Origin of the sequence: Paenibacillus sp. DCT19 (assembly GCF_003268635.1) — a bacterium.
GTDB lineage: Bacteria > Bacillota > Bacilli > Paenibacillales > Paenibacillaceae > Paenibacillus.
In genome coordinates this window covers 1,726,032-1,738,850 of the sequence record NZ_CP029639.1, presented here as the reverse complement: position 1 = coordinate 1,738,850, position 12,819 = coordinate 1,726,032, and the positions used below count along the sequence as shown (strand labels likewise).

General features: G+C 36.1%; 18 protein-coding genes. 1 reads left to right on the top strand and 17 read right to left on the bottom strand.

Annotation, left to right across the window (positions count from 1 at the left end; translation table 11 throughout):
• Nucleotides 1-165 precede the first annotated feature (165 nt).
• The 14 genes from DMB88_RS07695 to DMB88_RS07625 all read right to left on the bottom strand — a co-directional run bounded on the left by DMB88_RS07695 (nt 166) and on the right by DMB88_RS07625 (nt 10,116).
• Nucleotides 166-432 carry a CD3324 family protein gene (locus tag DMB88_RS07695; protein WP_128100872.1) on the bottom strand — a complete coding sequence of 89 codons (267 nt, stop codon included), beginning with the start codon at nt 430-432 and terminating at the stop codon, nt 166-168.
• Between the two features lie 324 nt (nt 433-756).
• Entirely contained in the window at nt 757-1,503 is a 747-nt protein-coding gene (locus tag DMB88_RS07690) for a metallophosphoesterase family protein (RefSeq protein ID WP_128100871.1), read from the bottom strand.
• 127 nt (nt 1,504-1,630) lie between these two features.
• Nucleotides 1,631-2,113 carry a hypothetical protein gene (locus tag DMB88_RS07685; RefSeq protein WP_128100870.1) on the bottom strand — a complete coding sequence of 161 codons (483 nt, stop codon included), beginning with the start codon at nt 2,111-2,113 and terminating at the stop codon, nt 1,631-1,633.
• 147 nt (nt 2,114-2,260) lie between these two features.
• A complete protein-coding gene (locus tag DMB88_RS07680) occupies nt 2,261-2,668 on the bottom strand; it encodes a DUF4259 domain-containing protein (protein WP_128100869.1) in 408 nt (135 codons plus the stop codon).
• 226 nt (nt 2,669-2,894) lie between these two features.
• On the bottom strand, nt 2,895-3,659 hold the full coding sequence (locus DMB88_RS07670) for a nucleotidyltransferase domain-containing protein (protein WP_128100868.1): 765 nt from the start codon (nt 3,657-3,659) through the stop codon (nt 2,895-2,897).
• Nucleotides 3,660-3,681: 22 nt separating this feature from the next.
• On the bottom strand, nt 3,682-4,242 hold the full coding sequence (locus DMB88_RS07665; protein ID WP_128100867.1) for a Type 1 glutamine amidotransferase-like domain-containing protein: 561 nt from the start codon (nt 4,240-4,242) through the stop codon (nt 3,682-3,684).
• A gap of 268 nt (nt 4,243-4,510) precedes the next feature.
• Nucleotides 4,511-5,197: a hypothetical protein gene (locus DMB88_RS07660; RefSeq protein ID WP_128100866.1), complete on the bottom strand. Its 687-nt coding sequence runs from the start codon at nt 5,195-5,197 to the stop codon at nt 4,511-4,513.
• 463 nt (nt 5,198-5,660) lie between these two features.
• The gene (locus tag DMB88_RS07655) at nt 5,661-6,173 is read right to left on the bottom strand and encodes an AAA family ATPase (protein WP_128100865.1); all 513 of its coding nucleotides are present in this window, start codon (nt 6,171-6,173) and stop codon (nt 5,661-5,663) included.
• 283 nt (nt 6,174-6,456) lie between these two features.
• Nucleotides 6,457-6,924, bottom strand: a complete 468-nt coding sequence (locus tag DMB88_RS07650) for a hypothetical protein (RefSeq protein ID WP_128100864.1) — start codon at nt 6,922-6,924, stop codon at nt 6,457-6,459.
• A gap of 259 nt (nt 6,925-7,183) precedes the next feature.
• On the bottom strand, nt 7,184-7,678 hold the full coding sequence (locus DMB88_RS07645; RefSeq protein ID WP_128100863.1) for a hypothetical protein: 495 nt from the start codon (nt 7,676-7,678) through the stop codon (nt 7,184-7,186).
• A gap of 360 nt (nt 7,679-8,038) precedes the next feature.
• Entirely contained in the window at nt 8,039-8,575 is a 537-nt protein-coding gene (locus DMB88_RS07640; RefSeq protein WP_128100862.1) for a hypothetical protein, read from the bottom strand.
• 180 nt (nt 8,576-8,755) lie between these two features.
• Nucleotides 8,756-9,151: a contact-dependent growth inhibition system immunity protein gene (locus DMB88_RS07635; protein WP_164848641.1), complete on the bottom strand. Its 396-nt coding sequence runs from the start codon at nt 9,149-9,151 to the stop codon at nt 8,756-8,758.
• 161 nt (nt 9,152-9,312) lie between these two features.
• A complete protein-coding gene (locus DMB88_RS07630; RefSeq protein ID WP_128100861.1) occupies nt 9,313-9,696 on the bottom strand; it encodes a hypothetical protein in 384 nt (127 codons plus the stop codon).
• Between the two features lie 216 nt (nt 9,697-9,912).
• Nucleotides 9,913-10,116 (bottom strand): helix-turn-helix domain-containing protein, encoded by a 204-nt coding sequence (locus DMB88_RS07625; RefSeq protein ID WP_128100860.1) that lies wholly within the window; start codon nt 10,114-10,116, stop codon nt 9,913-9,915.
• Between the two features lie 171 nt (nt 10,117-10,287).
• On the opposite strand from DMB88_RS07625, the gene DMB88_RS30920 reads away from it, so the two are divergent.
• Nucleotides 10,288-10,575 carry a hypothetical protein gene (locus DMB88_RS30920; protein WP_128100859.1) on the top strand — a complete coding sequence of 96 codons (288 nt, stop codon included), beginning with the start codon at nt 10,288-10,290 and terminating at the stop codon, nt 10,573-10,575.
• 159 nt (nt 10,576-10,734) lie between these two features.
• Here the strand turns inward: DMB88_RS30920 and DMB88_RS07615 are convergent, their stop codons facing one another.
• The 3 genes from DMB88_RS07615 to DMB88_RS07605 form a co-directional block, all read right to left on the bottom strand.
• On the bottom strand, nt 10,735-11,130 hold the full coding sequence (locus DMB88_RS07615) for a DUF6979 family protein (protein WP_128100857.1): 396 nt from the start codon (nt 11,128-11,130) through the stop codon (nt 10,735-10,737).
• Between the two features lie 193 nt (nt 11,131-11,323).
• Entirely contained in the window at nt 11,324-12,103 is a 780-nt protein-coding gene (locus tag DMB88_RS07610; RefSeq protein WP_128100858.1) for a hypothetical protein, read from the bottom strand.
• A gap of 220 nt (nt 12,104-12,323) precedes the next feature.
• Nucleotides 12,324-12,719 carry a DUF6979 family protein gene (locus DMB88_RS07605; RefSeq protein ID WP_128100857.1) on the bottom strand — a complete coding sequence of 132 codons (396 nt, stop codon included), beginning with the start codon at nt 12,717-12,719 and terminating at the stop codon, nt 12,324-12,326.
• Between the last annotated feature and the right edge of the window lie 100 nt (nt 12,720-12,819).

The following is a 12,819-nucleotide window of genomic DNA, read 5'->3' as shown; positions in this document are numbered from 1 at the left end:
TGTCATCTGGAATTCTATGTATCATTTAGCTACCAGTTCAATAAGGAATGCTGGTATTTTCCATTTTAGCGGTGTAAACCTTGAAAAAATATATATAAAATAATTCAAATCATTTATTACACTAAAAAAATCACATCATAAGATCGCTGATGTGATTTCTATAACTTATATTTTTGTATAAATAATCTTTTTAATACTATCGTTAGAAAGACCGAACTGATCAGATAGCTCATCTATCGATGAACCATCCGTATATTGTTGACGTATTGTTTCGTTTCTTTGGCTCAAATACTTGCGACTTCCCGAGTTTTCCCCCCACTTTTTTCGTTGTCCATCAGGTGTTGGGATGTATACCATGCTACTGTGTGTATATTTTTGTATTTCCTTTAATAGTTCCTTCGGGAAAATCATATCGGCGTTTACATATTTCATAATAGCTCTGCTCCTTAAATTTAATTTAAATTAAGGTCGCAAAGTCTATTCTATAAACAACAAACGCAAAACGAATATGAAGGCGGTGAAATAAATGCTAGCTCCATACAAACAACCGCCGTTGTTTATAGATCAAGACTTTGCACGGAGCAGATCGGACGCTTACGCATAATCTATTACCTCACTTTCAAAATAATCTGTGTATATACATATACTTCGATAATATTTAACTGTTTCCTTCACCACTGTGACTATTTAGATTAAGCTGCCAGTCTGGCGAAGACCAGAGCGAGGGCGAAGACCCGCAACGTGAATGTTGTGTTATCAGATGTTGTTACCATCTTTGAAATCTCTCTCTAGTTGGTTTCCATGAAAAGCTTTTAATATAAACTCTCTGTCTGGAACGTTTAACTGCTCAAAAGACTCTAAAAATGCTTTATTATCATATGTGGTTCCTATAAGTTGAACACTTATTGTTCCTTTTTGGAGTTCTACTACCGCGTATCTTGCAATCGCATGTTCATTACAACCTAATGCTCCGGGATTCAAATAAACCCTTTGAGTTGTCTTGAAGTAATGGATCGGATGATGATGACCAAAACAAACGAGACTATAAGGTGAACCTTCATATTTTGCGTCTAATTTCAGTCCCGAAGGGGTTTCATCTATTATTTCTCTTTCTCCTTTCTTCATATGGTAATGCGTTATTAATATTTTTTGCCCTTCTATTTCAACTTCTAATGTCTGAGGGAGATTTTCTATAAACTTGATATTTTCTTTTTTTAGCTGTTTGCCGATCCACTTATGATGTTCAGCGATCATTTCATGACCCGGTAAGGTATCATCACCTTGCAGTAGTTTCAAAACTGCCTCTTCATGATTACCTGAAACCGCCGTTACATCCTTTCGATACATTATCTCTTCAAGCACTTCGTTAGAGTTAGGGCCAATGCCAATCATATCACCCAGACAATATGTATGTTCGATGTCCCCACGAGAATCAATATCAGAGAATACGGCACTTAATGCAGGATAATTACCATGAATATCAGTTAGGATTGCAATCTTCATTTAGGCTTCTCCTTTTTATAACGTTCCTTTATTCACCACCTAACGTGTCATGGATGTTAGGCGGACGCCGAGCCATTTCCGTAACGTGAATATATTGTTTAGCGATGATGGTTTTCCTCGAATATAATCATTCTTCTGTGTCCCATGGCCACCTAATCATCCCAGATCCTCTTGAATTCATTATTACATCTTCATACTCACTTTTATTAAATATGTACTTTTCTATTTCCTCAAAATAATGCACATTATCTGTATCTTCTTCTATACCATCATTCAAATTATTTTGTGTCCCGAACTTAGACCAAATAACTGTATCATCATTTATTTCAATTTCCACAGTTATAGCCCCACAGCCTAAATCAGCGCACGCAGGACAAATATAAATGGAATTTCGATTATTGGGTAGATCGGAATCAACTCTTAAAAGTAATCGAGCAATCTGCTGTTCTTGGAATTCAATGCTGCCCCATCCTATACAAGACACAAAATCATATTTATGTGCAATCATCTCAAATAAAGATTTACCATCAATAATTATATCAGCGTAATTAATAAGTCCAGGATAACCTTCTCTTTGACGATTACTAGTTTCAATTTTAGAAATCCTCATGTATTCCTCCAAAATATTATTAATTCAAGAAGTTTCGCCTAACGTTCCTGTATTCACACCCCAACGTATGCCGGACTAATGGCGCATGCACACATCGTGAATATTTTGTTATGTAAGGCTCTCCTTCTCGGAAAGCAATAAATTTCTTTACAATCGACTTTCTAGGTCATTTAGTGTATTCAACCAGCTCGAATATTCTCCTGATTCTTCCCATAACTCTTGTAGTTCTGAGTCCTTCTTAATTTTTTTCATTGCTCGTTTAGCTTTGGAAATGAGATTTTTCCCTTTACCTTTATGTGCATCGATCCATTCATATAGATCTTCAGTATTACTTTGACTATTTAATATCTCTTGGCCAGGTTTGCCTTGTAAAGCTGCAAGGATTTCGATTGCGCCTAGAGCATTGGAAGCTACATCTGACTCAATATATTCTTCTTCTAAAACTTCTTCAATCGTTTCTTCAATTAATTCAATGTCATCAGAATCAAGTAAATCTGCCTTCCAATCTAATACATCATCGTTTTCAAAAATTCCAGTTCCCCATGCTCCCATCATTAACCCCCTAAAGTATTATTAAGTTTACTCGAAACATGGATATAATGTTACACGATGTCCCCCGGCTTTGTAACCAAGCCCTCAATAAATAAGATCTTCTCGCACTTCTATTCCCATCTCGTAACAGATCCACCAGCATACCGGTGCCTCGTCAACACTCGATTACTCCTGATCTTGAAGAGGTATATCCAAGTACTCGTTGCAAGATAGAATAATATGTTTTACTCTAGGGTTTTCTGGAAGCAGCCATTGCCTTTAAGGCATTCTCAAAATAGCTATATACTTCATCTGCAATTTCCAGGAACTCTTCAACAAGCACACTACTACAATCCAAGTAACAAGCATACAGATAATCAACTAGAGCGGAGTCAATATCACAATAGTCTACTATGGCATTCTTCATCTTAAGCATGTCATCTTGCCATACACCTGTATCTACTATAACCAAAGAGTATAATGCACGAATTAATCTCTTAGAGTAACCTTTAATATATCTGGTTTTTAATGCGTTATCACTAGTATTAGAAAGTGAACGATGTATACGATCTACTTCCTCCTTAGTCTCTGTATTTAAGTCTAAAATGAATTCTGGAGAAATAATGATCGGGGGTACTTTTTCACCAATGTCATCCCCATGTATACAAACACAAATAATCTTAACCCAGAAACCCCACTCATTCGGTTTATTTAATACATCGTCTATTGAGCAAATTATCGTATCAATCTTAGTTACGAATGGATATTCTTCCAAAAGCCTATCTTTAATATTCGACAATCTTTCGTAATCGATATCTTTGGGATTTTCACATACAATCGTAAAGTCTGCATCTGACTTAAAAGGTGTAGCAGTTCCTTTGGGAATCGAGCCGCACATATAAATGCTATGAATTTCACCTTTGAGTTCGGTACGTACATGATCTATATACTTATCAACCAAATCCTTATATTCACTTTGTATTTCAATTCTATTTATTACTTTTTCTAATATCATGTAGACTCCTCCTAAAATGTGCTTAGTCCATTAAGATTGAGATATATTCTTCATCTTTAAGTCTTGTCACCTTACAGTTCTCATTGAATTCAAATGCTACTATTCTCTCTTCTATTGTTTTATTAGTATTATCTTTAAATTTGTCCTCTCGATCATAGTGAGGAAAAATAAGCTTGTCGGTTACACCTAATGCCTTAAAATCTGTTAAATCCATTGTGTTCATCTGTGGAGTAAAGAAATCGACAATATTAATATTCGGCCCCAGTAATAACGTTCCAGCACCACTTTTCTTAGCGTAATACAATAATGTAAATGGATTTCCACCATTGATATATATAACATCGCTATGTATGAGAAGTTGCGGGCCATCAAATTCTATATCTACAAAATCAATATGCTGAAACCCCATGCCTTTGAAGTCCTGCACCGCCCTTTGTGCATATCTATTATTTTCTTTCATAGGGGATGCTGTTGTAATAATAGATACCTTTAATTGAGAAATATCTCTTTCAATAAAACTCAGAAATTGATTCTTAATATCTTCAGTATTAAAACCACACGAAGTTAGTAACAAGCTACTCATCGAAATCCCCACCCTTAGATAATAGTTTATCTAATCTTTATAATAATTAGGCATTCCCATGATTTCTGCTAACGTTCCTGTATTCATGAAACGCCCCAGCCTTAGATGGCTCTTATCTTGGGCTGGGGCGTTTGTTGTCTGATTATCTTCCATTATTATACACCTCACAACCAAGGGACGAAAGTCCACAACATGAACAACGTGTTAGGTGATGTATAAGCTAAGCCAACATGTTATCGGATGGACTAGAAACTTCTTTTGAAAATTTTCACAAAAGTTCTTCCCCTTCTAGTATTTGTTTCGAAAGTAAATCTACCGCTAGCCATGTGGAAACATCTTCTTCTATCTTTCGATTCCAAGCTGTTAAAAAATGTACTTGGCATGTCTCTTGAGATTCAATTCGTGTCATAGGTACTTCAATGCCTTTATCTGAACTTATAATAAAACCAAATTTCTCAAAATCAGAATTCAAATTTAGCGATTTAGGAATCCTATCACCTCGATCTCGTCTTGCCATTAATAGGTCTCCATCCTGAGTTCCTACATGTAATCGGTATTTCTCGTTCTCATACTCAAAAGCTTCAAGATGTTCCCCGGTATTAGAGCCGTAATCTTTCCAGCTGTATCCCTCCTGCCAATAAGCAGAAAAACTACACGTATCAATCTGACGGTTTTTGTTCGGTTGGATTCTAAATACGGCTCCCCAACATTCCTCGATTGTCAGATGCGAAGCAAGATTGAGCTTAGGTTTGCAGACCACCAATTCGCAATCAAACAAGTCATAGCTATACTGGTATAATGAACCACCTTGTTTGAGTCGAAAACATTGAGTTGGAAGATAACATTTGTTGGAGACAGAAAGCGAAAACTCAATGATTCCAAGAGGCGTATATATTGAGGGTTGTACAAGATCAGCTTCTTGAATTAAGGGCTCTACTCCAGAAAAAAGCTTCATCTTCTCCCTCCTTTATAGTCTTTCTGATAACGTTCTGTATTCACGAGTCCGAGAACCTTAAGGTAGCTTCAGCTGCCAACAGCGACGCGGTTAGGTTCGCAGTGTTGTTCGTCTGAACCCCACTTTCTCTGAAATCCCTTGGGCGAAATAAGGGCCGAATGACCCCATAAGTGATATGTTGTTATAACTGTCCCGACTTCTTCGATCGATCCACACCTAAATTCTCATTTCATTGCAGCAATCTACGATACTCCCATTCATCGTCAAGACAAATTGCTGTTTCAGCTACATTAGGAAGATGTTCTATTAGCCAATTAGAAGGAATTGTTTTAATCTTTTTCCTCGCTATTTCAATTGGGTGGATATTTTGTGGCTGGCAAGCCCGTTTAATAAGGATAGTGAGTATCTTTATTCCAAGCCCCGTAGGGATACGTTCAATATTCAGTTAAGCGTATTTTAGAACCTATTCTTTTATCTGGGAGGCGACCTCAGTTACATCCGTATTCGAGGTATCAATTGTAGGCATAGGTGGGATATACGCCTCGTCGGCAATCTCAAGCAATCGTTTTGCAAAGTTCTTGTGGTTTTCAATTTCTTCATCGGACCAATTTCTTTCCCTTAAACGTTTCTCGCGACTTTCTTCATCACAATGTAAGTTTATATAATATACATGGTTAAAAAAAGAAAAGTCTGCACACTTTTCAATATCCCAAGACATCATTGTCCCGCATATTATTGTCATTCGCCCACTTTGAGCGGTATTACGTGCAACCCGAAGCCAAATATTCCTTATTTTTTCCCAATCGTGTCCAATAAACTCTACAAGATTATGTGGGTCAAAAACATCAAAATCTGGCATCATTCTCCGTACTTCTTTAATGACGTATGTTTTTCCTGACCCACTTGCACCTGTTACGATAAATAAAGGCAATTTTTCTCCATAGGTGGTATTCCCCTTCTCCTCTAAATATTTCACAATAAGCTTGCTTATCCTCTTATATTTATTTTTCGTTTTTTGAGCTGATTTCTTCTAACGTACTTGTATTCACGTCGCCCCCCTAAAGGAGCGTAGCGACTGGCCGCGACGCGGTTGGGTGGTGCGGGTGTGTCCAGCTGAATTCACTTCCTCGCTACTGCCAATTGCATCTTCGAATCTACTTCTAACTCCGATCCGGACCGAGGCGGCTTGTCTGCCCAAGCGTGAATATGGTGTTAGGTAAAGTTCGGGGCATCTTTGTATTACTAACAATCACTGAATCTTAAGCTGTTGTATACCAAATGAAAAGAAAATAGTTAGTTTCATTACTACCAAGTACTTGGAACAGATTCCACTCATCATAAATTAGTGTATTTGTTGAATTAGTAAACTCACTTTCATGGTTGATATCTCCACCATAATTTTCAATTTTTTTGATTATTTCATTACTATTAATTCCCTCTACTTTTCCATTCTTATTTATGTAGTAAAGGATTTTCTGAATTACTTCTTGTCTATTTTCTTTAACTAATGTTTCTTCCCATTCCAATCCATCTTCAAGATACTCTAATTTTTCAAGCAGCAATAAGAACGCTTCCTGTTCTGAACTAACTAGATTTTTATTTATTGATAATAAATAACTTGCTTCTTCAGTTTCTGGGCGTGTAAATTCTTGAATAGTAAAAAGATCAAAAAAAGGAAGTTGATCGAAAAGTTGTTGATATAATTCAAGAAAGTTTTTATCCTTCATTCTTACCCCTCTATGATAATGAAATAGTACTCTCGAAACTCACCTAACGTTGTTATGTTCCCGACGCCTTACCGACTTAAGCCCAAAGGGTGGTCGCGACGCAGTTAGTCGATGTAGGTGTGTCTGCTGATTCGTCTTCCTGAAAACTCTCCTCGCAGACCAAAGCTCCGTAGTTTCCGCAGTGGGAACATGTTGTTATATGATGTAATTGCCATCTTCGAAATGTTTTCTCCATATCAGCTACTAACACATAGAGGAATCAGTCCAGTTCATATTTTGAGAATTGTAATTCCATTAAACTTGTACCAGTACCCCACTTTTTATTACCAAATATCTCTTTTTCAATAATCTGAAATATTATTGTTTCGCCCCACTCATCTAGTGCTCTAATTCCTTTCGAATTTAAATATTTCAGTCCTTTATTTAATCCTTTCAATTCCGTTTTTAGTCCACCTTTTTTAAAGATACTGAAAAAATAATCTCTATAAATTAGAGATTCTGAAATCCAAAATGTTTTTACTTTATACTTTTTTGATAATTTCAATGGAAAACTTAAATCTTCGATAAATCGACCTTCTGTATCTACTATTAATATCCATGATTGAGTTTGTCCAACTCCAAGAGCAGACCCCATTGATACAGAAGTAACTTCTTCAAAATGTAGTTCCTCTTTCGATTTATAGAAAATATCGAGAATGCTATCTACTTCATCTATGCCTGCTTTTATACAAAGCAATCCAATATTCCATGCCATGTTCTCGCCTCACTTATATATAATTTATTAGAGTACATGCTTCAAGTCGGGGACTTATAGATGATATTCCTTAAATTCACTCCGACTTCTCCGTATTACATATTCACTACGCCGTTATCTATTTGTTCCATCGAAATACTAACACAAAACTTCTTTAAACGATTTGCAATTATGTCTTATAACGTTCCTGTATCCACGAGGTCTCACCGACTTAAGGCTCCGACAGGAGCCAGCCGCGATGCGGTTAGTCGGTGCAGATGTGTCCGCCTGAATCCACTTCCCTGTCATTCTCTTTCGGGCGGACCGAGGAGCTGCCAGGCTCCGATGCGTGGATATAATGTTAGATGAAGTTCCGACTTCTTAGAATATTCCTACTTTTTCACCTTGAGTTGGATAATATGAAATATAATCTTCTCCATTTGAGATTGCTAAAGTGCAATTATCAAGCAAGTCATTTTTTCTCAATTCATTGATTATTGTTTCTATTGCAATTTTTGAATTGATTACATAACAAAAAATATTCATTGTACCACTTCCATAATCTCCTCCATCACAGTGACCATTTCCAGTCCATCCTAGACACTCATTCATTAATGATTCAACAAAATGACGTTTTTCTAATTCTTCTTCTACTATTTTATTTTCTTCTGTTTTATATTGAATCATTAATTCTTGTAGTAAACCGTCTTCAAGATACATATATCCTTCTTCTAATTTCCCTTTAGCAAGCTGATCCATATATTTAGGTACATTGATTCCTTTTTTCTTCTCTTCTATTTGATGGTTTCCGATGTCTCCTAGTAATCCAAAGTGAATATTATATTCTTTTGAATCCTCGTCATACCAGACTTCCCAATAATTCAATTGGTTATTTTGTTCTTTTAACATTTTTATCATCACTGATTCCTCCCTAAACAGATGATTATTCGGAATTTCATCTAACGTTCCTGTATTCATGAACCCCAAAGAGGTTGTCTGCCGAAATGCCTCCTCGAAATCCACCTTACAGACCAAGGCTCCATCGGAGCCGCTTCTTGAATATTATGTTATGTGATGTACCAGGCTTCTTGACTCTACTTACATGTCATTATTTCTATATTTGCTTATTTGATCTTCTACTGTCTTTCTAGCCTCATTATATATTCTGATCACTTCATTTAATTCGTTTTTTAATTCGATATGGTCTTCCCAATATTCTTGATCTACTTGAAGCACGGAACAAAATAAATCTCCAATGTATAAATCTCCTGATGCTAATGGATTCATTATTAACCTCTCGAATGCTAAGGGTAAAAGGAATTCCAAGCTAATTTGCTGGAGTATCAACAGCCTTAAATCTTCATGACTAAATTCATTTAGAGGTTGCTTTCTTAATTCATGTACTCGGATAACTAATCTCGAATTAAAACTCGGTTCTCCCCAACTTTCGCCTTCAAGCTCTTCAAGCGTTTTGGTTCTATCCACTTGTTGCATGATTTCTCCCTCTTAAATATATGGTTTCTGGTATTTCGATTTCGTCTAACGTTCCTGTATTCACGACTCGACGCATGTCGAGTGTCTGGCGACTGCCAGACCAAGGGCGTATGCCCGCAGCGTGAATATTATGTTATGTGATCTACCCTTCTGTAAAATAATCACTTCAGCTCTCTTACTTGAATTTCTTCAATCTTGTTTCCTCCGATTTCAATTCCTGCACCTAAATCAAACAAGAAGTATTTAATCTCATCATATCTTGGGCTCTTTCTAATCGTTCTAAAATCAAAAATAAGCCTTTTATTTATGTATTGAAAATCCAAGAGTTCGAAAGCTTTTATTCTACGATCTTCTCCCCATGTCCATGACTGTCCTAAAAACTTTAAAATAAGCAATTCTGATTCTTCAATTTCATCTGCAACTAATAAATCTATTCTAAAAACAGTGCCTTTCTTATTTCGAAATTCTGCATGAGTATATAAATTTATGATTCCAGTCCATTCAAAATCTTTGTCCGTGTAGTAATCAAAATCATCAATGGTCATAGTTTTTACGTCCTTTACTTCATGTTCTTGACCTTGGGTATTTCACATAACGTTCCCGTATTCAAGACGTCCGACGAAGTCGGATGTGTCTGCTGAAACGCTTCCACAAAATTCATCCAGCAGACCAAGGCTCCAAAGGAGCCGCAGCTTGAATATTATGTTATACGACGGAATCACGTCTTCGAGTTAACCAACATCCTCTTATATTCTATTCTTTCATTGGTCTGCTAGATGTTCCAAAAGATCTCCAGGCTGGCATCCCAATGCCGTACATAATTTATCAATGACTTCTAACGATACATATTCATTCGTATTGAGCTTTGCCATCGTAGCCGATGAAATCCCCGTCATTTTCAATAAATCCTGCTTCTTAATCTCCCTGTCGATCAATAATTTTTGAAATGGTTTATAACTTATCATATGGTATCCCTTCGTATCGGATTTGAATTTTTCTTTAATTATATGAAAATATATTTTCTTAATCAAAAATATCTTTGATATGTCTTGACTATAATTTTCGTTATGATAAAATAATATTCAATAAGTTAAACTTTTATTCGTAAAATAAAACATAACGGACGGTGATCATTTATGTACAATTCTTTAGAAGTCTTACTTGATTCGTTGATACGTAATCGAATTGAAGCCTTATATAGCGATCTTCTCAAAAACAACTCTATCTATAATCAATTCTCATCTGATCGAAATCATTACTTCAAACAGTTACATGAACTTCTACCCCAGGATATGCATAAAACTCTATTTCTTTACGATGATGCAGACCTTTCAGTTCAAACAATCCTAGAACGTGAAATCTACTTGCAAGGTTTTAAGGATGCTCTTCAATTACATAATGAATTAAATATAACTTCTAATTGAGAGCCAAACGGCTCTCTTTTCATTTGATTCTGTCGTATAACGTTCCTGTATTCACGACTCGACGCATGTCGGGTGTCTGGCGAATGCCAGACCAAGGACGAATGTCCGCAGCGTGAATATTATGTTAGCCGGAGTTATTGTCTTCTTCGAGTTAGCCACTCAAAGCCTGATCATCCCTTCTTTCCATAGTCCTAGAACGACATCCATTTGTGAATTGTACTTAACGTCTTGATCTCCAATTACTTCTTTCCATAATACTCTTTGATGTATATCCTTATCCTTATCCTTATCAATCTCACCTAATATTTTTACTGCCTTTAGCCCGTATGCTTTATTCTTTTTTGAATTTGTGTAAACTCCTCTTGGAATGCTTTCAAGTAGACCTGCTTCGCATAGACCTAAAAAAGTGTTTTTCGCGCATCCCTTTTTCTGTGAAGAGCTACCTTCACCAAATATTTCCATTGTCACTTCATTCCATGCTTTAATTGGATCACCATGTTTATGTTCTTTAAGATAATTGACAGCTTTCACTGCTGCTTCACCATATTTCCCCATAATAATCCTTCTTTCTTTTTACTATCGCAATAATTTCGGCTAACGTTCCTGTATTCATGAACCCCGAAGGGGTTGTCTGCTGAAATCCCTCTTTGAAATCCACCCACAGACCAAGGCTCCATCGGAGCCGCAGCGTGAATATTATGTTAGATGATGTCGGAACTTCCTGAATTAACTCTAAATTCTTTTGAACTTAATCACTATGTCTTTCTATAAATTTATTTATTTCTGTAGTTACCCATTGATGTTTGTTTATTACTTTCTTCTCATCTTCAATTTGATCGTTCATACCACTTATATTTTCATTGATTTTGCTAAGTATAGAACTAGCGTTATCCTTGAAGGTTTTCAATAACATAAAATTCACAAAATAATTTTCGTCTACTTCGTCCTTTAAAAATATATGGCCTTTAAAATTATTTTCCATTAGGTAAGGATAGAGATCATAATCATGATATTCTGCTGGTATCAACTTCAAACTTGTAATATCCGGATCAATTAATATTCTAGGGTTAATTGCAAAATTACTCTCCAAGCGATATGCTCTAATAAATGCTGGTCCAAAGCATATATTCTTTTCATGGAATATCGGCCCCCACGTCAACCCTCCCCTTAACAGCACCCCTTCGTTTAAAAATCTAGCTTGCAAATAGGAAATCAGGATACAAATATTCATTAAATTGTTAATATTATGAAACTTACGACCTTCCATTTCAGGCACATCAATATCTGTGCTCAAAATAATGCTATCGGAAAATTGGGTATAGTTTATCTTTAATTTTGAAACAGTATTATTACCTACGCTTTCCGAAATTCGATAGAGGTTTTCTTCTTTTGCAATAAAGGCTTCAATATCTTTAAGTGAATTTAGTAACATCTGTGCTTTATTAACATTAGTCGCACTCTCACTTACTAAGTTTGAAAATCCCAAGATATCAATAAAAGCAACTAATTTATTCTGGTATATACTCATTGAAATCATTCTCCGTTCGCTAAGTTTAATAAAGAAAATCAATACAGGATTTCGATCACTTATAAGCAGTATTGTTATTTGATTTAGCCGATTTCATCTAACGTTCCTGTATTCACGACTCGACGCATGTCGGGTGTCTGGCGAATGCCAGACCAAGGACGAATGTCCGCAGCGTGAATATTATGTTAGCCGGAGTTATTGTCTTCTTCGAGTTAGCCACTCAAAGCCTGATCATCCCTTCTTTCCATAGTCCTAGAACGACATCCATTTGTGAATTGTACTTAACGTCTTGATCTCCAATTACTTCTTTCCATAATACTCTTTGATGTATATCCTTATCCTTATCCTTATCAATCTCACCTAATATTTTTACTGCCTTTAGCCCGTATGCTTTATTCTTTTTTGAATTTGTGTAAACTCCTCTTGGAATGCTTTCAAGTAGACCTGCTTCGCATAGACCTAAAAAAGTGTTTTTCGCGCATCCCTTTTTCTGTGAAGAGCTACCTTCACCAAATATTTCCATTGTCACTTCATTCCATGCTTTAATTGGATCACCATGTTTATGTTCTTTAAGATAATTGACAGCTTTCACTGCTGCTTCACCATATTTCCCCATAATAATCCTTCTTTCTTTTTACTATCGCAATAATTTCGGCTAACATCTAATTTATGCACTTCGTAAATACCACTTGTCCTGGCTGATATCTGACTACGTA